Annotated in this window: 18 protein-coding genes and 1 riboswitch; of the genes, 14 read left to right on the plus strand and 4 right to left on the minus strand. The window is 40.9% G+C overall.

The genetic code is table 11. The annotated features are described in order from the left end of the window. The first annotated feature begins 54 nt into the window (after positions 1-54). The 5 genes from AC1M9A_RS04480 (at position 55) to lpxC (ending at position 5534) form a co-directional block, all read left to right on the plus strand. Positions 55-984, plus strand: coding sequence for a D-alanine--D-alanine ligase (locus AC1M9A_RS04480; protein ID WP_481609730.1), 930 nt, complete (start codon positions 55-57; stop codon positions 982-984). Between the two features lie 3 nt (positions 985-987). Continuing rightward, positions 988-1842, plus strand: a complete 855-nt coding sequence (locus tag AC1M9A_RS04485; protein ID WP_481609731.1) for a cell division protein FtsQ/DivIB — start codon at positions 988-990, stop codon at positions 1840-1842. Positions 1843-1903: 61 nt separating this feature from the next. Next, entirely contained in the window at positions 1904-3166 is a 1263-nt protein-coding gene (gene ftsA / locus AC1M9A_RS04490; protein ID WP_035265831.1) for a cell division protein FtsA, read from the plus strand. 163 nt (positions 3167-3329) lie between these two features. After that, positions 3330-4508: a cell division protein FtsZ gene (ftsZ, locus tag AC1M9A_RS04495; protein ID WP_481609732.1), complete on the plus strand. Its 1179-nt coding sequence runs from the start codon at positions 3330-3332 to the stop codon at positions 4506-4508. Between the two features lie 123 nt (positions 4509-4631). After that, on the plus strand, positions 4632-5534 hold the full coding sequence (gene lpxC / locus AC1M9A_RS04500) for a UDP-3-O-acyl-N-acetylglucosamine deacetylase (RefSeq protein WP_481607208.1): 903 nt from the start codon (positions 4632-4634) through the stop codon (positions 5532-5534). A gap of 97 nt (positions 5535-5631) precedes the next feature. Here lpxC and AC1M9A_RS04505 read toward each other — a convergent pair whose 3' ends face one another. Then, entirely contained in the window at positions 5632-6075 is a 444-nt protein-coding gene (locus tag AC1M9A_RS04505) for a DciA family protein (protein ID WP_035265826.1), read from the minus strand. A gap of 107 nt (positions 6076-6182) precedes the next feature. On the opposite strand from AC1M9A_RS04505, the gene AC1M9A_RS04510 reads away from it, so the two are divergent. From AC1M9A_RS04510 to recJ, 9 genes are all read left to right on the plus strand, one after another. Beyond that, a complete protein-coding gene (locus tag AC1M9A_RS04510; protein ID WP_481591846.1) occupies positions 6183-6890 on the plus strand; it encodes a M23 family metallopeptidase in 708 nt (235 codons plus the stop codon). A 302-nt stretch (positions 6891-7192) separates the two neighbouring features. Then, complete coding sequence (gene aceE, locus AC1M9A_RS04515; protein WP_092766512.1) at positions 7193-9895, plus strand: pyruvate dehydrogenase (acetyl-transferring), homodimeric type; 2703 nt, start codon at positions 7193-7195, stop codon at positions 9893-9895. Between the two features lie 2 nt (positions 9896-9897). Next, positions 9898-11877 carry a 2-oxo acid dehydrogenase subunit E2 gene (locus AC1M9A_RS04520; protein WP_481609733.1) on the plus strand — a complete coding sequence of 660 codons (1980 nt, stop codon included), beginning with the start codon at positions 9898-9900 and terminating at the stop codon, positions 11875-11877. A gap of 88 nt (positions 11878-11965) precedes the next feature. Next, positions 11966-12108, plus strand: a riboswitch (yybP-ykoY riboswitch). Between the two features lie 75 nt (positions 12109-12183). Continuing rightward, on the plus strand, positions 12184-12759 hold the full coding sequence (locus AC1M9A_RS04525) for a TMEM165/GDT1 family protein (RefSeq protein ID WP_481594504.1): 576 nt from the start codon (positions 12184-12186) through the stop codon (positions 12757-12759). A gap of 215 nt (positions 12760-12974) precedes the next feature. Continuing rightward, the gene (locus AC1M9A_RS04530) at positions 12975-13340 is read left to right on the plus strand and encodes a YkgJ family cysteine cluster protein (protein WP_481609734.1); all 366 of its coding nucleotides are present in this window, start codon (positions 12975-12977) and stop codon (positions 13338-13340) included. 177 nt (positions 13341-13517) lie between these two features. Beyond that, positions 13518-14984, plus strand: a complete 1467-nt coding sequence (gene guaB, locus AC1M9A_RS04535) for an IMP dehydrogenase (RefSeq protein ID WP_035265814.1) — start codon at positions 13518-13520, stop codon at positions 14982-14984. A gap of 125 nt (positions 14985-15109) precedes the next feature. Next, positions 15110-16444 carry a phosphoglucosamine mutase gene (gene glmM / locus AC1M9A_RS04540; RefSeq protein WP_481609735.1) on the plus strand — a complete coding sequence of 445 codons (1335 nt, stop codon included), beginning with the start codon at positions 15110-15112 and terminating at the stop codon, positions 16442-16444. Between the two features lie 14 nt (positions 16445-16458). Next, positions 16459-17115 (plus strand): pyridoxamine 5'-phosphate oxidase, encoded by a 657-nt coding sequence (gene pdxH / locus AC1M9A_RS04545; RefSeq protein WP_481609736.1) that lies wholly within the window; start codon positions 16459-16461, stop codon positions 17113-17115. Then, positions 17116-18819 (plus strand): single-stranded-DNA-specific exonuclease RecJ, encoded by a 1704-nt coding sequence (gene recJ / locus AC1M9A_RS04550; protein ID WP_481609737.1) that lies wholly within the window; start codon positions 17116-17118, stop codon positions 18817-18819. Positions 18820-18857: 38 nt separating this feature from the next. Here the strand turns inward: recJ and AC1M9A_RS04555 are convergent, their stop codons facing one another. From AC1M9A_RS04555 to AC1M9A_RS04565, 3 genes are all read right to left on the minus strand, one after another. Further along, on the minus strand, positions 18858-19619 hold the full coding sequence (locus AC1M9A_RS04555; RefSeq protein WP_035265808.1) for a putative porin: 762 nt from the start codon (positions 19617-19619) through the stop codon (positions 18858-18860). A 174-nt stretch (positions 19620-19793) separates the two neighbouring features. Beyond that, a complete protein-coding gene (locus AC1M9A_RS04560) occupies positions 19794-20576 on the minus strand; it encodes a putative porin (protein ID WP_035265806.1) in 783 nt (260 codons plus the stop codon). Between the two features lie 289 nt (positions 20577-20865). Next, positions 20866-21717 (minus strand): putative porin, encoded by an 852-nt coding sequence (locus AC1M9A_RS04565; RefSeq protein ID WP_481597182.1) that lies wholly within the window; start codon positions 21715-21717, stop codon positions 20866-20868. Positions 21718-21879 lie beyond the last annotated feature (162 nt).

Consider the following 21879-nt stretch of genomic DNA (forward strand, 5'->3'; position numbering starts at 1 on the left):
CGTCGTTTGATGATTTGGCTAAATTGAAAATTTTATAAGTTTAAGGAACTAAACGTGTCAAATGCTTCTAAATTCGGCAAAGTTGCTGTATTGCTTGGTGGTAAATCTGCAGAGCGTGAGGTGTCATTAGATAGTGGTAAGGCTGTACTTGAAGCATTGGTACGTTCAGGTGTGAATGCAGAGGGTTTTGACCCTCAAGAACGCAGTGTGACTGAACTGGTAAATTACGATCGTGCATTTATTGTGTTACATGGTCGTGGTGGAGAAGATGGTCAAATCCAAGGCGCATTAGAGTGGTTAAATATTCCATATACTGGAACTGGTGTGCAGGGGTCGGCTATCGGAATGGATAAAGTAAAGACCAAGCAAATTTGGCAAGGTTCTGAACTTCCTACAGCGCCATACCGTATTGTTTCTAAAGATACTGATGCACAAGCACTCGTTGCAGAGCTTGGATTACCACTGATTATCAAACCCGTGCACGAAGGCTCGAGTGTGGGCATGAGTAAGGTTGAGAAAGCAGAGGATTTAGCTGAAGCAATTAAAAAAGCGACTCAACATGATGCCGTGGTCATGGCTGAGAAGTGGATTACAGGTCGTGAATTTACGATTTCATTTTTAAACGGACAACCATTACCAGTCATCCGTTTACAACCTCCAGCTGATGTAGCCTTTTATGACTATGAAGCTAAATACCAACGCAATGATGTTGAATATGGTATCCCTTGTGGTTTGAGTGAAGCTGAAGAAAAAAGTTTACAAGCGCTTTGCTTACGAGCGTTTCAAGCTGTTGGGGCAAGTGGTTGGGGTAGAATTGATGCTATGCAGGACGAGCAAGGTCAATTTTGGCTGCTAGAAGTGAATACTGTTCCAGGCATGACCAGTCATTCATTGGTACCAAAAGCAGCTCAAGCAGTAGGTTATAGTTTTGAAGATTTGTGTTTGGCTATTTTAGAGCAAACCTTAGCGGAAGAATCACACTAAGTTATGGCTCAACTACCTCCATCGATGCGTCGCAAACGTGCGGCGATTACATCGATTCATGACAAACCACCGACTCGCAAAGAGAAAATGATTAATGCGGGTGGTTGGGTCATGCTTATTTTTGCATGTTGTGTACTTTTGGTCGGGATTTATGGCTTATATAGCGTCATGACCAGTGCAAAGGTAGCATCTTTGGATGTGGTTGGTCTGCAAGCCGAGCCTGAAATTAGTCAAGTGAAACAGCAGTTAATGCCTACCATTACAGGCAATTATTTTACTGCTGATCTTGAGCAAATTCGTGATAAGGCATTAGGGATTTCTTGGGTAGATCGAGTGGTCATTTCTAGAGCTTGGCCAGACGGTATTAAGGTTCGTGTTATTCCGAAACATCCGATTGCACGTTGGGGAACAGGACGTCTGTTAAGTGATCAGGGTGTGGTGTATACAGAGGCATATTCTAGAAATCACGCAAATTTACCACTTATGCATGGTCCGTCAGATCAGTCAAAAGTCATGATGAGACGTTATCATGAAATTAATCAACTATTTAGTCCAGTTAATCTGCGTTTGAAAGAGCTATATTTAACAGATCGTCGGACATGGTTTATGCAGTTCGATTCGGGTTTACGTATTATTGTGGATCAGGATCAGACCATGAGCAAACTGCAACGATTGAGTCACTTATCTCAAGCAGATCTGAAAGTGGTTTGGCCAAGAGTTTCAGCAATTGACTTACGTTACCGAAATGGCTTGGCGATTCAATGGAAAAATGCGACACCACCAAAGATTATAAATGGTCAGTTTGTTGTAACCATTAATGACATTAACATTGCAGATTCAAGAGTTGCAAAGCCATAATACGTGGCTTTAAAAATAGGCATAAGCCAGATATAAACAATGAAGAAAATGGTAGTGAATCATGAATGAGGCTGTTCCCTCAGTTGTTGCGATAGACATTGGGACACATAAAGTTTCAGTTCTAATTGGTAAAGTACATGCGCCGGATAATATCCAGGTCATCGGTATGGCGACTGCGCGAAATAAAGGCATGAACAAAGGAAAAATTGTTAGCCTTGAAAAAGTGATCTCTGCGATTAAGAATGCGGTACAAGAAGCAGAAGATATGGCGGAGTGTCGTGTGCATTCAGCATGGGTATCGATCCCGAGTACAGAACTGCAAAGTGCTTATGCGACAGGCCGGACACCGATTTCTAATCCAGAACGCACCATTACGACTTCAGAAGTGGTTAAAGCTTTAGAAATGGCAAAAGCCAGTCATTTAACTTCTGATCATTATCTTGCAAGTGCAGTGCCATTGGGTTTTGAGTTGGATGATTCACCTGAGTGGGTGCATAATCCAATTAACCTTTCAGCAAATAGCATGACGGCGCATTATCAACTCATGATGCTACCAATCAGCACCATGCAAAATTTAGATCGTGCAATGAAAGGCGCCAATATTTTTGTCGAAAAGATGGTGATTTCATGTTTAGCAACGGCTGAAGGTGCATTGCTAAAAGATGAAAAAGAGTATGGTGTATGCTTATTGGATATTGGGGCTGGTACAACCAATATTGCAGTTTATATTGAAGGTCATTTAGTGCTAGCACACACCATTCAACGTGGTGGTGAAAATGTAACGCGTGATATCGCTGCAGTATTGCAAACGACGACCGAAGAAGCTGAACGACTTAAATTGCTTTATGGTTGCGTTGATTTACAGCAAGTCAAACCTGAACATATGATCGAGTTTGAAGCGATCGATGGTCCTCAAGCGATCAGTCGGATTGAGCTATCAGAGATTATTATTGCACGTTACGAAGAAATTCTTTCTATGGTGCGTGATGAGTTACAACAACGTGGTGCGCTACAAAGTTTATATCACGGTGTAGTTTTAAGTGGTGATGCATGTCAGATTGAGGGTATGATCACATTATCACGTCGTATGTTGGGTGTTTCTGCTCATTTAGGCAACCCTCCGCTACAAGTATATGCGGATGATCAACATTTACCTGCATTAAGACGTTCAATGTATTCTACCGCAACAGGACTGCTGTTATTTAGTCAAAGCGATTTACAAGAATCGGTTGAGCAACCTGAAGAAGTGAATAAGCGTCCATTATTAGAGCGCATAGCGAATGGTTGGAATGCGTTTAATAACAAATTGAAAGGTATTTTTTAAGTTTAGTTTTTAAGGGAGTATTGTTTGCAACTTGTAAGAGCAACTTCATGTGCTTGACAAGAATGTGATTGCAACGCATCCTAAAAACAAATTTTTATTATTGAAGATCAAGGCAGTATACGGGCTTAAGTGACTGCCAAATTTATTAGGAAAAGTTAAGGTCATGGCTTCATTTGAATTTTTAGAAGATGAACAAACCGATAATAACGGTCAAGCCCGTTTTACTGTGTTTGGTGTTGGTGGCGGTGGTGGTAATGCCGTACAACACATGGTGCAATCTGATATCAAAGGCGTGAAATTTGTTTGTGCAAATACAGATAAACAAGCTTTGGATCGTATGAATGCGCCATTCAAAATCCAATTGGGCCAACAAAGTACGCGTGGACTAGGTGCAGGAGCAAATCCTGATGTCGGTCAGATTGCAGCAGAAGAAAGTCGCGAATTAATCCGTCAGCATCTGGAAGGTGCAGATATGGTATTTGTTACTGCCGGCATGGGTGGTGGTACTGGTACTGGTGCAGCACCAGTCGTGGCTGAAATAGCACAAGAAATGGGTATTTTGACGGTTGGTGTTGTCACCACTCCATTTAACTTCGAGGGTCGTCGTCGTCAACGTTCTGCTGAAAAAGGGATCGAAGAACTTGAAAAGCATGTTGACTCATTGATTATCATTCCAAACCAACGCCTACTTAGCGTTTATGGTGATATCTCGATGCAAGATGCTTATCGCAAAGCGGATGATGTCTTGCTTAACGCGGTACGAAGTATCTTTGATTTAGTTGTGCGTCCTGGTCATATCAACCTTGACTTCGCCGATTTAAAAACAGCGATGAGCACACGCGGTTATGCGATGATGGGTGAAGGTAAGAGTAGCGGTCCAGATCGTGCTGAAGATGCAGCGCGTCTTGCGATTCGCAGTCCGTTGCTTGACAACGTAAATATTATGAACGCGAAGGGTGTTTTAATTAATATCACTGGCGGTAATGATGTTACCTTGCGTGAAACTGAAATTATCACAGATGTTGTCAATCAAATTGTTGATCTGGATGAAGGTGAAGTCTTCTTTGGTACAGTATTTGATCCAGATGCGCGTGATGAAATCCGTGTTACTGTGATTGCGACAGGTTTAACTCGTAATGCGAATGAAACGGAAGTGAAGCGCCGTGCGCCAGTGAGTGTAAACCCATCAGTTGGTGGACAAGCTGCTGCTTTGGATGAAGATGATGTTCCAGCAATCAGTAAACGTCAGAATCAAGAGAGTGTAGCCTCTGAGCCTTCTGCGGCGCCTCGATCTGCACCAATGAGCATTCAAGATTATCTTAAAAATCAACAGCGTAAATAACATGTAACATAATGTGTTTACGATGATCAAACAGAAAAGGTGGCGCTTATGCCACCTTTTTGATTTTTATCAATGGCTAAATGTGCTAACGTATACTAGATTTTAGATGAATATTGAAGAAACATGTTGAAACAACGCACCCTGAAACGAGTCGTGAAAGCGAGTGGTATCGGATTACACAGTGGGCAAAAAGTAATGATTAACTTTGTACCACATGTAGCTGATGGGGGTATTGTTTTTCGTCGTATTGATTTAAATCCGCCTGTAGATATTCCTGCTAATGCGATGCTGATTCAAGAAGCATTTATGTGTTCGAATTTGGTACAAGAAAATGCCAAAGTTGGGACTATCGAACATATTATGAGTGCGATTGCAGGTCTTGGTATTGATAATCTGATTATTGAAGTATCAGCTTCAGAAGTTCCAATTATGGATGGAAGCGCCGGTCCATTTATCTATTTACTCATGCAAGGTGAGTTGATGGAGCTAGAAGCGCCTAAAAAATTTATAAAAATATTAAAGCCTGTAGAAGCATTAATTGACGATAAGCGCGCTATTTTTAATCCGCATGATGGTTTTCAACTTAATTTTACAATTGATTTCGATCACCCAGCCTTTGCCAAAGAATATCAGTCTGCCAGTATTGATTTCTCAACGGAAACATTTGTTTATGAAGTCAGTGAGGCACGTACTTTCGGCTTTATGAAAGATTTGGATTATCTTAAGGCGAATAATTTAGCTTTGGGTGCTAGTTTAGAGAATGCAATTGGTGTTGATGATTCAGGTGTCGTGAACGAAGAAGGCTTACGATTTGCTGATGAATTTGTACGTCATAAAATATTAGATGCGGTGGGTGATCTTTATTTACTCGGACATCAAATTATTGCGAAGTTTGATGGTTACAAATCTGGACATGCACTCAATAATCAACTGCTTCGCAATGTTCAGAGTGATCCATCTAATTATGAAATTGTAACATTTGATGACGAAAAGTCTTGTCCAATTCAATATGTAAGTGTGATCTAAGTCATTGTCTTCAGGTTAAATGTTATAGTGTAACATTGTTAAGTGTGACTTAATTCGCTTTTAAAATAGTGAATGACGTTTAAATCAAATGGTCCAGTTACTTTTTATTGCTTGCCAAACGTATCATAGCTTGGCTAAGCTTAGGATCGTTCACAAAACTAGCAGCGTTGAGTAACATTTCTTGCGTTGTCGGACATAAAGAAGTTTTGGAATTTTCAGTTTGTGTTTGGGGAATTTCTTTTTTTGCTCGAAGACGAACTTGGATTTTTTGTAAATCTTTGAGTTCAGGGATTTGTGATAACTGAGAAATATACTGTTTTTGAAGGTAACCGAGTTGACTAATCATGGCTTGATTTTCACCGGTGATGGTCAAAATACCGTATTGATAACAGACAACTTGCCATTGTTCATTTTTGGGCAATAGCGGTTGAATTAATTTTGTAAGTCTCTGCCAGTCAGCAACTTGCTTTGTGAGAAACGATAAGTTTCCTGTTTTTATGTGTTGTCTTGTTTGTTGAAACATATTTTTTGGTTCTGACATACATTGTTCCTACATTGTTTTGTCTTAATCTTAAACGCTTGTTTCTTTCGATATCAAGGAAGAGATCACACAAGAGACTTGAGTAAGAACAGTTTAATGAGGTTTATATGTATACGCGACGTATTTTATTAGCGTTTTCTTTAGCAGCTTCAGCAGCTTCGGTTGCATTTGCAGATTTAGTTCAATTAGATGCCACACAAGCCTCCAATCCTGATCGATTGGAAGAGTTAACAAGAACACTATCACAAGGTTCTTATAGTCATCCTGATGACATGGACATTCCAGCGACAGCACAAGTCGATGTGACAGTTCGAGCGAAGGCGGATCCAATCGAATTAAATAATGCGCTGCTTAATAGTAAATACCCTGCTAAAAAAACTACAACGACAAGTTCAAATCGTTACTCTTCAAATAATGCATATTCATGGTTAGTGACACACCCGCTTCCAACTGGTCGTGTCAGTTCAAATTATGGCGGCCGAACAATGGGCGGTCGTGCTGAAAACCATTCAGGCTTAGATCTTGCTGCACCAACAGGCACTCCAATTTATGCAACTGGTCCAGGTATAGTGACCAAATCAGGTTGGGGTACAGGTTATGGTCAATATGTTGAAATCAACCACGGTAATGGGTATATCACACGATATGCACATGCTTCACGTTTGATTGCTAAAGTAGGTGATAAAGTCACTGCTGGTGAGCATATTGCCAATGTGGGTTGTACTGGACGTTGTACTGGTCCTCACTTACATTATGAAGTGGTCAAAGATGGTCAGCGTAAAAACCCTTCAACTTACCTAGCGATGTTGCCTTAATTAATTATCAAACCTCATTAATACACATCCATTGTTAAGTCATTTGAATAAATCGCCAAGCATAGTCTTGGCGATTTTCGTTTTTGCAGTCAGGTCACCTGACTAAATTCAAGATTAAAATAAAGCTTTGTATAAAAAAACAGCAGAATTGGCGTTTTAGTGTTAATTTGTGTAATAAATGGTCAAGTACTATTTATTATCGAAATATTAGTCTAATGTCGTATTCATTTATAGCCATAACTGCGTATCGCGAAAATATGTTAAATATAGGGCATACAAATAGGCATGAATATAGGTGTAATATGGCGTATTACGGTGATACCGACGCACAAGAAACCCAAGAGTGGCAGGACGCTTTTGACTCTGTTTTACAGCATATGGGGACGGAAAGAGCAGCCTTTCTTCTTGAAAAACTGTATCAACGTGCGATTGCGAAACATGTTCCCATTCAGCGTCTAAATACTCCTTACTTAAATACGATTTCAGTAGAAGAGCAACCTGCAATGCCTGGCGATCCAGATATGGAGCGCCGAATTCGTGCTTTGATTCGTTGGAATGCTTTAGCAATGGTGCTTCGCGCCAATAAAACAGGCGACGATCTTGGTGGTCACTTAGCCAGCTTTGCATCTTCTGCAACTTTATATGATGTTGGCTTTAACCATTTCTTCCGTGCGAACAGTGATAACTTCGGCGGTGACATGATTTATTATCAAGGTCACTGTGCACCAGGGATTTATGCGCGTTCATTCTTGGAAGGTCGTTTAACTGAAGAGCATCTAAACAATTTCCGTCGTGAAGTTGATGGTATTGGTTTGCCTTCGTACCCACATCCATACTTAATGCCAGACTATTGGCAGTTCCCAACGGTATCGATGGGTCTGGGTCCAATCATGTCCATTTATCAAGCACATATTCAAAAGTACTTGATGAACCGCGGTTTGATTAAAGAAGAAGATCGTAAGGTTTGGGCTTATCTTGGCGATGGTGAGATGGATGAGCCAGAAAGTACTGGTGCAATCTCGTTGGCAGGTCGTGAAAAGTTAGACAACTTGGTTTGGGTTGTAAACTGTAACTTGCAACGTTTAGATGGTCCAGTTCGTGGTAATGGTAAGATCATCCAAGAACTTGAGTCTTTATTCCGTGGTGCAGGTTGGCGCGTGATTAAAGTAGTATGGGGTCGTCATTGGGATCCACTACTTGCTAAAGATGAATCTGGTGCGCTTAAAGCCATTATGGAAGAAGCTGTAGATGGTGATTATCAGCGTTATCAAGTGAAAGGTGGTGCTTATACACGTGCGCACTTCTTTGGTAAATATCCTGAAGCTGAAGAGTTAGTTAAACACTTAAGTGATGAAGATATCGATAATTTAAATCGTGGCGGTCACGATCCTTACAAAGTATATGCTGCTTATGCAGAAGCCATGAAATCTACAGGTCAGCCAACGGTTATTCTCGCGAAAACTGTTAAAGGTTACGGCTTATCTGAAGAAATTGAAGCGGTCAATAAAACGCATCAAATCAAGAAAATGCAACTTGAATCGCTTAAATATGTACGTAACCGTTTCAACTTGCCATTTACCGATGAGCAACTTGAAGAAGTTCCATTTTATCGCCCAAGTGAAAACTCGCCTGAAATTAAGTATATGAAGGCTCGCCGTGAGGCATTAGGTGGTTACTTACCAGCACGTCGTAAAGAGAGCGAATCTTTAGCGATTCCTGAGTTGTCTGTATTTGATGCAGTGTTAGCTGGTTCTAATGGTAAGCAACAATCAACGACCATGGTGATGGTACGTTTAATCTCTGCACTACTGAAAGAAAAAGCAATTAAAGACCGTGTGGTACCAATTGTTCCAGATGAGGCGCGTACTTTCGGTTTAGAAGGGATGTTCCGTCAATTGGGCATTTATGCCGCGCACGGTCAAAAATATACCCCTGAAGATCAAGAGCAGTTGATGCATTACCGTGAAGCGAAAGATGGTCATATGCTTCAAGAGGGGATCAATGAAGCAGGTGCGATGAGTGCTTGGGCTGCTTTAGGAACAAGTTATTCAACCAATAACCTTCCTATGATCCCGATGTACATGTATTACTCAATGTTTGGCTTCCAACGTATTGGTGATATTGCATGGGCGGCAGGTGATGCACAGGCGCAAGGTTTCTTATTGGGTGCAACTGCTGGTCGTACTACGCTGAATGGTGAAGGTCTACAGCATCAAGATGGTCACTCACATATTCTTGCGAATACGATTCCAAATTGTATTTCTTATGATCCATGTTTCGGATATGAACTTGCGGTGATTGTACATGACGGTCTAAAACGCATGTATGTGGATCAGGAGCGTGTGTTCTATTACTTAACTGTAATGAATGAGAACTATGAGCATCCAGCGATGCCACAAGGTGCTGAAGAAGGCATTAAACGTGGTATGTATTTACTTGAGGAAGATGAAAAAGCCACAGTTCAGCTTTTAGGTTCAGGTGTAATTCTGCGTGAAGTGATTAAAGCGGCTCAAATCTTACGTGATGAATATCAAATTCATTCGAATGTCTACAGCGTAACAAGCTTTAATGAGCTTGCGCGTGATGGTATGGCGTGCGAAGAATATAATCGTTTACATCCACTTACTGAAGATGTAAAAGAAGCATGGGTGTCGAAGCAGTTGCGTGGTACGAAAGGTATCGTCGTTTCTGCAACAGATCATATGCGTGCTTACAGTGAGCAAATTCGCGCTTACCTTCCAGATAACCGTCCATTTGTAGCATTAGGTACAGACGGTTATGGTCGCTCAGATACACGTGCAAAACTTCGTAGCTACTTTGGTGTAGATGCTGCACATATTGTTGTTGCGACACTGAAGAAACTTGCTGACGAGGGTGAAGTAGATGCGCGTCTAGTTAAAGATGCGATTTCTAGCTTTGAATTAGATACTGACCGTCCAGTCGCTTGGGCACCTCAAACAACGCCTGAACTTCACGCTGTAGCTGACTACAAAGAGGAGAACTAAGCATGCAAATTACGACTCCTGATATTGGTGTAGATAAAGCTACAGTGGCTGAAATTTTGGTCAAAGTGGGTGATACGATTAGTGTCGATGACAGCATTGTTTTGTTGGAGTCTGACAAAGCATCTGTTGAAGTGCCAAGCACTTCAGCAGGTGTGGTGAAAAGTATTTTGGTGAGCCTTGGTGACGAAGTTGCTGAAGGTGCGGTTTTGGTAGAGCTTGAAGCGGAGGGGCAAACGTCATCTGAAGCACCTACAGCACAAGTTGAAGAATTGAAAGCACAAGCTCAAGCAGAACCTGTAGCCCAATCTCAAGTGGAAGCACCAAAAGCAGCAACGGCATCTGAAACTGTTGATGTTCAAGTACCAGACATTGGTGTTGAAAAAGCCACTGTGGGTGAGATCTTGGTTGCGGTTGGCGACGAAATTGATGCCGATCAAAGTATCATTGTTGTTGAGTCTGACAAAGCGACAGTTGAAGTTCCAAGTGCTGTTGCGGGTACAGTTGAATCGATTGAAATTTCAGTCGGTGATACAGTGAAAGAGGGTGTTGTGATTCTGAAAGTGAAAACAGCAGCTTCAGCATCAACCGCGGCGCAAGCTGCTGCAGAAACTACACCGACGACTGTTCCATCTGCAGAGGCACCACCTGCAGAATCAACAAAAGAGACAGTTGCTTCAGCGCCAGCAGGTAAAGTTGAGATCGCTGTCCCTGACTTAGGTGTAGACAAAGCTGCTGTAGCTGAAATTTTAGTGGCTGTTGGTGATAAGGTTGAAAAAGACCAAAGCATCATTGTGGTTGAATCAGATAAAGCGACCGTTGAAGTACCAAGTACCACCACAGGTGTGATTACCGCAATTCATATTGAATTGGGTCAAAATGTGTCTGAAGGTGTGGCTTTAGTCACGATTGAAACTGAAGGTCAAGCAACCCCAGTTACAGAAGCCCCTGTATCAGCACCAGTGACTACAAAAGCGGAAGCACCAAAAGCTGCCCCTGCGCAAGCAGCGGTTGCTACTGTACAAACAGCAGCCCCTTCAGCAGATAAACTGACCAAAGAGCAAAATGCAGCAAACGCCAAAGTATATGCTGGTCCTGCGGTACGTAAGTTGGCGCGTGAGCTTGGTGTTGTGTTGGCAGAAGTCAAAGCTTCTGGTCCACATGCACGCTTAATGAAAGAAGACATCTTTGCGTATGTGAAAACACGTTTAACTGCACCAGCACCTGTAACTGCTGCACCGACAGTTGCTGCACCAGCAGGATTGCCTAAATTACCAAGTTTTGATGCCTTTGGTGGTGTAGAAGAAAAAGCGTTAACACGGTTACAGCAAGTGTCTATTCCACAGTTGTCATTGAACAATTATATCCCGCAAGTGACCCAATTCGATGCGGCAGATATTACGGAGCTTGAAGCATGGCGTAATGAGCTTAAAGGCAACTTTAAGAAAGAAGGCATTAGCCTGACCATTATGGCATTCATCATCAAGGCTGTAGCGCATTTGCTAAAAGAAGAACGTGAGTTTGCAGGTCATTTGTCTGATGATGGCAAAACCGTATTACTGCGTAAAGAAATCCATATGGGCATTGCTGTTGCTACACCAGATGGTTTAACAGTGCCTGTGCTACGTAATCCAGATCAAAAATCAATTAAGCAAATCGCAGTTGAACTCGGTGAGTTGGGTCAAAAAGCACGTGATAAGAAATTGTCACCGAAAGATCTGCAAGGTGCCAACTTCACGATTTCAAGCCTAGGCGCAATTGGTGGTACGGCATTCACTCCGCTTGTCAACTGGCCGCAAGTGGCAATCTTGGGTATTTCACCTGCAACGATGCAACCTGTGTGGAATGGACAAGGTTTTGATCCACGTTTAATGCTTCCATTGTCATTGTCTTATGACCATCGTGTCATTAATGGTGCTGATGCTGCTCGCTTTACCAATAAACTGACGAAGCTGCTTAAAGATATTCGTACATTGCTCATCTAAATATTTTTAACGTATTTTGTCTGCAGAATCAAAACCTCACTTCGGTGGGGTTTTTATTTGTAAAAACAAAAAGCCAGGCTTATAATGGATAAACTTCATTGGGGAGTAGCCGCTGTTCTGCAATAGAACAGGTGATGGTCAACATATTTGCTCTAAAACGAGCATGGTCATCATAGCAAAGAACCAAATGAGCTCTATTTGAGCTTTCTTTTGTTGGCAAGACCTTTGATTTACCATTCTGCAGATTTTTGGCTAGCAGGGATGGTGGGTCATTGGTATTTGTTATGCTAGCCAGAGAAAGACATCATGTATGAATTCCTTCTGTCTACAGGTATCGTCGCACTAGCTGAAATGGGTGATAAAACCCAATTGTTAGCTTTACTTCTTGCTGCACGCTTTCGTAAACCCGTTCCAATCTTAATTGCTATTTTGTTAGCAACAATTGTCAATCATGGAGTTTCCGCTGCTCTAGGACAATGGGTTACAACAATTTTAAGTCCCGAGATCCTCATGTGGATTCTAGCAATAGGATTTATTGCTATGGCTGCTTGGATGCTGGTCCCTGATGAATTAGAGGATGAGTCAGGTAGTATTCAAAAATGGCAAAAATTTGGCGTTTTTGGAGCGACATTTATTTTATTCTTCTTGGCTGAAATTGGCGACAAAACGCAGATTGCGACAGTGGCACTTGCTGCACGTTTTGACAGTATCTGGTGGGTGATGGCTGGAACGACATTAGGTATGATGATCGCTAATGCGCCGGCAGTATTTATTGGTGATAAATTGGCGAATCGATTACCTATCTCCTTGATTCACAAAATTGGCGCAATAATTTTCCTTGTCATTGGTGTGGGCACTTTAGTGCAACATTATTGGTTATAAATGGTTGTATACGCATAAAGATCTGAATCTTCAAAAGTTTTAGTTTATTTATAAATAGTATTGAAATAATGCACCATGAAAGTGATTCATAATGGTGCATTTTTTTAATGGAAGTTATTGATTAGTAAATAAATATAATAAAAATAAATCTTGTTTTTGAAATTAATTTTTTTTAGGATTTCGTCACTAAAAAATTATTTTTAAGAGATTTAAAAATGCTCTCTCAGATTTCTGCACAGGATGCGTGTTTAAGTTGTGGTGCTTGTTGTGCCTATTTCCGTGTTTCATTTTATGGTGCGGAAGCGATGAACATCCCTACCGAGATGGTTGAGGATATTAACCCTGTATATGCTTGTATGGTGGGGACGAATCAAACTAACCCGCGATGCGTTGCTCTAGAAGGAGAAATAGGGAAGCAGGTCTCTTGCTCGATTTATACGTTTCGCAGTTCATCGTGTAGAGAGGTCCAAGCCGGAGATGCGCAATGTGCCAAAGCTCGACAAGCCCATCATCTGATCCCATTAATTGATATTGAAATTGTTCCATCGTCGAATGATGACGATTACGATCAGGTCAGTTAATTTGAATGATTTAAAATATGCTTCTGTTTTATATGCTCTTATTATGATTTTCTCGGATAGTAAATTGTATAAAAATAGGGGTGATGGGTAAATTTCATAAAATTGTCGATAATAAGAAATGAAATTTACCTTAAAATTTGTATATAATGGCGCACGGAAATTACCAGTGAGACTGTTATGTTGACCATCGTTCAAGACGCGTTAACTTTTGATGATGTCCTATTACTCCCTGCCTACTCTACTGTTCTCCCAAAAGATGTCTCTCTAAAGACACGTTTAACTCGCGGCATTAATTTGAATATCCCTCTTGTGTCTGCAGCAATGGATACGGTGACTGAATCCCGTATGGCAATTGCAATGGCACAAAATGGCGGTATTGGTATCCTTCATAAAAATATGGATATTGCAGCGCAAGCTGCTGAAGTACGCCGTGTGAAAAAATTCGAAGCAGGCATGGTGAAAGATCCAATTACAGTAACCCCTGAAACGACTGTGCGTGAGTTAATCGCAATTACGCAAGCGAACAATATCAGCGGTGTGCCAGTGGTGAAAGATGGCAAAGTAGTTGGTATTGTGACAGGTCGTGATACACGCTTTGAAACTAATCTTGAACAGCCAGTAAGCAACATCATGACTGGTCAAGATCGTTTGGTCACTGTTCGCGAAGGTGAATCGAAAGAAAACATTCAGGCACTTCTTCAAAAAAATCGCATTGAGAAAGTGATTGTTGTTGGCGAAAACAACGAACTAAAAGGTTTAATCACTGTAACAGATTTTAATAAAGCTGAGCTTTATCCAAATAGCTGTAAAGATGACTTAGGTCGTTTACGTGTGGGTGCTGCAGTTGGTACAGGTGTAGAAACTCCAAGCCGTGTTGAAGCATTGGTTGATGCGGGTGTTGACGTGATTGTAGTCGATACTGCACATGGTCACTCTGCTGGTGTTATCGAGCGCGTACGTTGGGTTAAAGCCAACTACCCACAAGTTCAAGTCATTGGCGGTAACATTGCGACTGGCGATGCTGCATTGGCTTTACTTGATGCAGGCGCAGATGCTGTGAAAGTAGGTATCGGTCCTGGTTCAATCTGTACGACTCGTATTGTTGCAGGTATTGGTATGCCACAAATTTCGGCGATCGATTCTGTTGCTAACGCACTGAAAGATCAAATTCCATTGATCGCAGACGGTGGTATCCGCTTCTCAGGTGATATGGCAAAAGCGATCGGTGCAGGTGCAAGTACGATTATGGTGGGTTCTTTACTTGCTGGTACTGAAGAAGCACCAGGCGAAGTTGAATTCTTCCAAGGTCGTTATTACAAAGCTTACCGAGGAATGGGTTCATTGGGTGCAATGGCGGGTGCAACAGGTTCTGCGGATCGTTATTTCCAAGACTCTAAAGCAGGTGCTGAGAAGTTGGTTCCAGAAGGTATTGAAGGCCGCGTACCTTACAAAGGGCCAATGGGCAACATCGTGCATCAAATGATGGGTGGTTTACGTTCATCTATGGGTTATACAGGCTCTGCAGTGATTGAAGATCTTCGTCAAAATGCGAAATTCGTGAAAATCACGTCTGCGGGTATGTCTGAATCACACGTTCACGATGTGACCATTACTAAAGAAGCACCGAATTACCGTGTTGGTTAATTGCCTGTTATAAAACAATTTTTAAAAAAAACCGTCATGTAAATGACGGTTTTTTTATTTTGGTGTAAAGTGGTGCGCATTGAAAAAGGATGATGTTAATCACCCGCTAAGAAGTGAGAGAATGAATGAGTTATTTTGGTACTGATGGTATTCGTGGGAAATTCGGTGTATTTCCAATCACACCTGAGTTTGCACTCAAATTAGGGTTTGCTGCGGGTAAAGTACTTAAGCGTAGAACAAAAAGAAATAAACCGATTGTAGTGATGGGCAAAGATCCTCGTTTATCAGGTTATATTTTAGAAGCGGCTTTACAATCGGGTTTAAACGCAGCTGGTGTTTATGTGCATTTATTGGGTCCATTACCTACGCCTGCCATTGCTCATTTAACTCGTGCTTTGCATGCCAGTTTAGGGATTGTCATCTCAGCTTCACATAACCCTTATCATGATAATGGCATTAAGTTTTTTTCTTCAGAAGGAAAAAAATTACCAGACGAGTTTCAAGATGAGATTAATGCTGAACTCGAGAAAGATATTGTCATTGATGATATTGCGAGTCTAGGAAAAAGTGTGCGTGTTGATGATGCTCCAGGTCGTTATATTGAATTTTGTAAATCAACGTTCCCATACCATTATGATTTAAACAATTTAAAGATTGTCGTCGACTGTGCCAATGGAGCAGCATATAACGTGGGTCCTGCGGTATTCCGTGAGCTCGGTGCCAAAGTGATTGCGATTCATAATGAACCGAATGGTTTGAATATTAACCAAGGCTGTGGCTCAACTCATCCTGAGAGTTTGCAAGCTGCTGTTGTTGAGCATCAAGCAGATTTGGGTATTGCATTTGATGGCGATGCAGATCGTGTCATTCTAGTGGATCAGAATGGAAAGCTGATTGATGGCGATCATATTCTATATATCTTGGCGACACAAAGTGTCAATAAACCAGCCGGTATTGTCGGTACGCTCATGAGCAATATGGCACTTGAATTAGCACTTGAAAAAGCAGAAGTTCCACTGCTACGTGCCAAAGTTGGTGACCGTTATGTACTGCAAGGTTTAGAGGAAAACGGTTGGGTTATTGGTGGTGAACCTTCAGGTCACATTTTAACTCTAGACAAGAGCACCACAGGTGATGCGATTATTGCAGCCCTACAAGTCTTAACTGTCATGGTTGAACAGAAGAAAGCATTGCATGAGTTGGTTGCTGACTTTAAATTACTGCCAAACGTGCTTGTAAATGTCCGTTTAAATGCAATGTTTGATCCATACTCAGTACCTGCATTGGCTGCAGAATTTGCCAAAGCCGAAGCGCAACTTAAAGGTCGTGGTCGATTACTGATTCGTAAGTCAGGGACTGAACCTGTAATTCGTGTGATGGTTGAAGGTGATAATCTTCAAGAAGTGACTGCACTGGCACATGCTTTGGCAGATGCTGTACGTGCTAATGCAGCAGCTTAATCGGGGATTGACTCATGAGTGATTTGATTAAAGATCTCAGTGAACTGCGTCTAAATTATCAAAAAGGCGAATTACATGAGAATCAAGTGAATGCTAATCCACATGAACAGTTTTTATTGTGGTTTAACGATGCGTTAGAAGCTCAGCTTCACGAACCGTATGCCATGTCATTAGCTACAGCAAATGCTGAGGGTCGACCGCACGTACGTACCGTATTACTTCGCGGTGCCGATGAAAATGGTTATGCGTTTTATACCAATTATGACAGCCAAAAAGGACTCGACTTAGTAGCCAATCCTTATGCGCAAATTCTGTTTTATTGGGCTGAACAAGAACGCCAAATTCGCATTTCAGGTCGAGTGGTAAAAATTTCAGAACAAGAATCCGCTGATTATTACCATAAGCGCCCGCGTGATAGCCAAATTGCAGCGCATATTAGTACCCCACAAAGTGGTGTGATTGCGAGCCGTGACGAGCTACAGCAACGCTTTAATGATTTGCATGATCGTGTGGCAGATCATCAAACTTTAGATAAGCCTGATTTCTGGGGTGGTTACCGTATAGAGCCAGATTATTATGAGTTCTGGCAAGGTCGCCCAAACCGTTTGCACGACCGTTTGTGTTATGAAAAAATCGACGGTGCGTGGAAATTACAACGATTGATGCCATAAATGTCAAAACTTGAAATCAAGCAACGTCCATTTTTAACACGCCCTGAAAACTTTCAGGGTGTGCCTTCATTTGTTGCCGAAATTTTGGCACGTCGAGGCGTTGAATCTGAACAAGAACTAGAACTGAAATTAAAATACTTATTAGCGCCAACTATGAAGGGGTTAGATGCTGCAATTCAGTTGATCGACCAAGCCATTGATCAACACAAAAAAATTGTGATTGTCGGGGACTATGATGCTGACGGTGCGACCAGTACAGCACTGATGATGCTTGCACTACGTGACATGGGGGCAGATGTTGATTATTTAGTCCCTGATCGCTTTAAGTATGGCTATGGTTTGACACCTGCTATTGCAGATCTTGCGTTTGCCAACTTTACGCCTGATTTGTTGATTACGGTGGACAATGGCATTTCAAGTCATGATGGAGTTAAGCAAGCTCAAGATCATGGGATGCAAGTAATTATTACCGATCACCATCTCACAACCAAGCCAACGCCTATGGCTGAGGCAGTGGTGAATCCGAATCAACTCGGTTGTGAGTTTCCAAGTAAAGCTTTGGCAGGAGTAGGAGTTGCCTTTTATGTGTTGGCGAATTTATCTAGTCATCGTAAAAAAATGGGCAAGTCTTTTGCACAAATGATTAACTATTTGGATTTGGTAGCGCTTGGGACCTATGCCGATGTTGCCAGTTTGGACTATAACAACCGAATCTTAATCGACAGTGGTCTAAAGCGGATTCAACAAGGATTATGTCGCCCCGGGATTTCAGCCTTATTAGATATTGCAAAACGTGATCCTGCAGGACTGAAAGCGCAAGACCTAGGTTTTGTGATTGGACCGCGAATTAATGCGGCAGGGCGTATGGAAACCATGGACATTGGCATCGAATGTCTCTTGGCATCCGACTTGGCTACAGCATATCCTTTAGCGGAACAGCTGAATCAACTCAATGTGGAACGTCGTCAGGTAGAAGGTAAGATTAAACAAGAAGCATTGACTGCATTAGATCAAATTCAGCTAGATAAGGATGCAATACCTGCAGCGTTAATTATGTTTGAGCCACATTGGCATCAAGGCGTGATTGGAATTGTGGCAGGACGCTTAAAAGAGCAGTTCCATCGTCCGAGTATCGTTTTTGCCCGTGATGAAGATGACATTCATATCAAAGGTTCAGCGCGTTCAATTGAGGGAATTCATATTCGGGATGCGATTGAGCGTGTGGCTGAGCAATATCCACATATTGTCAGTCACTTTGGTGGGCATGCTGCAGCTGCAGGTCTAACCATTAAAAAAGAACATTTTGCTGAGTTTAAGCAGGTATTTGAGCAGTTGATTGCCAGTCAAGATGAAAGTCTGTTTACTGCAACCTTATGGACGGATGGGGAGTTGCCAGCTTCAGCTTTCCAAATTGAAACGGTGGACGTATTACAAAATTTAAGTCCTTGGGGGCAAAAGTTTCCTGCGCCTGTATTCGAGGGAGTATTTAAAATTTTGGATTATCGCTGGCTGAAGGATGTGCACTTGAAACTGCGTGTAGCTTTAGAAAATGGTCAAGTGGTAGAGGCAATCGCCTTTAACGCAGCAGATAAATATCAGTTTGATCCGATGCTCAATGAAATTCGCTTGGTCTATGAGCTGGATAAAAATACCTTTAATGGTAATACCAGTTTACAAATGCGCATTGTACATATGCATCAATAAAAAAACCGCTCATCAGAGCGGTTTTTAGCACTCAAAGATCAGAAGCGGTATGCACCACGTATAGCAAAGGTATTACCGTCATCTGCAAAACCAATTCGACCTTCGACACTTACTTGCTGATTGAAGAATTTTTTAGCATTTACACCAAATTCATCAAAAGATCCGCCGTTGAAATCTTGATTGAAATAGTCGACACCCACGCTGAGTGTTTTATCAATGTAATAATCGCCTCTTAAAGAGAACTCGTCTAAATCACCAAATGCAGCACCAGCCTCTAAATTCACATCGTTTGCGCCAATTTGAGTGACATATTTTGCTCGAATAGTAGGGTCAATGCCATCATCATAATCATGATCCCAACCACGTAAACCAGCTGCGACCAATAAAGATGGTGCTAAGAAATAACCAGCTTCAACTTTATAGAAAGTTATATCAAAGTCGGGAGTATTCGGAGCTTTTTCAGTTTCCTGAGAAATATTGGCATTTAGATAGAAATCAGTGTTTGGAACAAAATATTCAACTCCAACACCATAATTCCAATATTCGTTTACATCAAAGTCGTCATAAGACACTTGTGCATTCACGTTGCTTGAACGATTTAAAAATGCAGCTTCGTTTAATGGAGAGTTCTTGATTTGAACAGGATTAAAATAATATGTGCCATCAAGCGCAAAACCTGCAGAATTGCTACCATTATCAGGATCGATCAATTTGGCTGTAGCCCCAACTTCAGCTTGATACGCATGTGCAGTTCCTAAGCTTGCAATAAGTGCAGTCGCAAGTGTAATTTTTTTAAACATATATTGACTCTCTTTGTTATAGAAATATGACTGTTTTGTGACAGCTGGTTTCTATTGTAAGAACAAAAGGGGATGAGTCAATGCACAAAAAATGACATTCCATCGGGTTTTTGCACAAAAAAAAGCCCATCATTAAGATGGGCTTTTAATAAACATTAAATCTTAATCAAGATATTAGAAGCGATATTTAGCAGCTAAACCGAATTTGTTGTAATCATTATTCGCAAGTTCACCAAAACCTACACGACCTTCTAAGCTTACTTGAGGTGTGAAGAATTTACGTGCGCTTACACCAAACTCGTTTGTATCTGCAGGACCAGTATCTTTACTATAGTAATCTACACCAACACTTAAAGTTTTATCGATGAAGTAATCAGCAGCTAGATTATATTCATCAAGGTCACCAAATGCAGCGCCAGCTTCTAAGTTGATATCTTTACCGTTAGACAATGTAGTTACATATTTAGCACGTAATGTTGGGTCAACACCATCATCATAGTCGTTATCGTAACCCTTAAGACCTGCTGCAATTAATAAGCCAGGTGCAGGCAAATAACCTACTTCAGCACCATAAACTGTCTCATCAAAATCAGGTCCAATATCAAATTTACGATCATCACGACCAACATTACCGCTTACATAAAAATCAGAATTAGGTACGAAGTATTCAACACCTACGCCGTATTGATGTCTTTCATCATCACCAACTTCGCTGTATTGGTATTTCGCATTTACATTACTTGCACGATCAAGGAATGCAGCTTCAGCTAGTGGAGCATTGCGTGTTTGAACTGGTTGGAAATAATAAGTACCATCAACACCAAATGAACCACTTGTACTACCATTATCAGGATCGATAAGACCTGCAGAAGCACCTACTTCAGCTTGATATGCATTTGCAGTTCCAGTTACAGCTAAAGCAGAAAGAAGTGCAGACGCGATTGCTAATTTTTTCATGGATACTTCCCCTCAATAGAGTTAGTTGTTAATACATTTTTTGTTACAAGTTCAGTGTAGGGGAAAATCATGAAGGATCAATCAAGCAAAAGTAACAGTAATGTATCTTGTGTAATTTTTATGTAAAAATAAAAATTTAAGTTATTGATTTTAAAAAATAAAAAAACATGTTAATTCATGTGAAAGATAAGGTGTTTTAGTCATTTTATGTTGCTTTTGAATATGAATTGTATGCAATTTGAACGAAAGTAGCAGTTTTGGGACTGCTACTTCCCCCTGTTGAATGGAATTAGAATCGATATGTTCCGTTTACATTAAACTTATTTTCATCATCACTGAATCTTAAAATACTCCCAAGAGAGAGGTTATTATTGATAAAGTATTTGCCACGTAATTGGTATTCGTCTTTATGAATTTTACTAGTGCTATTCGTATCTCGCGTATAAGCACTACCTAGGCTTAAGCGTTGAGTTAAATAATAATCCCCACCAAATGTAATCGAATCAATATCATGTCCAAAGCTACCATCCAATTCTAAATTGAGATATTGACCATTTTGGCCTAATGGGGTGACATATTTGGCTTTTAAAGCAAAAGCATTTTCATCAAAGCCTTCACCTTTATAAGCATTAATACCTACTGCTATCAGTAAATTTTGAATAGGAGTATAACCAACGAGAGCTCTATAGGTGGTTAGATCGAAACGCTGCTTAGCATGAGATGAACCGTTTAGTGAGCTTGAGCGTGACTCCACTTTATAATGTTGACGACCGACCTCACCTGTGAAGTACAGTTGATCAATATAATATTCTCCCCCTATTGAATAGCCGTGCAGCTCTTGTTTGCTTTGTGCAACTGTTTCATTTATATACACTTTATCGTCTTTAATATGCTGAAAACTATATTTCGCTGAAACGCGATTATGGTGGCCAAGAAATGCAGCCTCATTAAGTGGTTTATTTTCAGTATCAACTGCTTTGAAGTAATAAGTACCTTCTGTTTCAAATACACCGTGATAATCAACCTTGAGACTATCATGGTCAAAATAGGTATATCCAGCATCAATTTGAGCTTGGTAGGCCATAGCTGAAGTTGTCAAAGGGAGGATGGCCAAAGCCAAATAGGTTTTGTTCATTTTCATAAGTCTCTGCTTATTGTTGTAAAAATAAAGTAAGTATTTTTTAATAATTAAATGTATTGTTAATAATAACTAAACAATGGTCAAGAGAATATTGAATAAAAAAGCAAACTCTCAAGTTTTACTTGGCTGTGTTAAAATATTGCCAATTTTGATATAGACATA

The organism is Acinetobacter sp. ANC_7634, assembly GCF_056779875.1.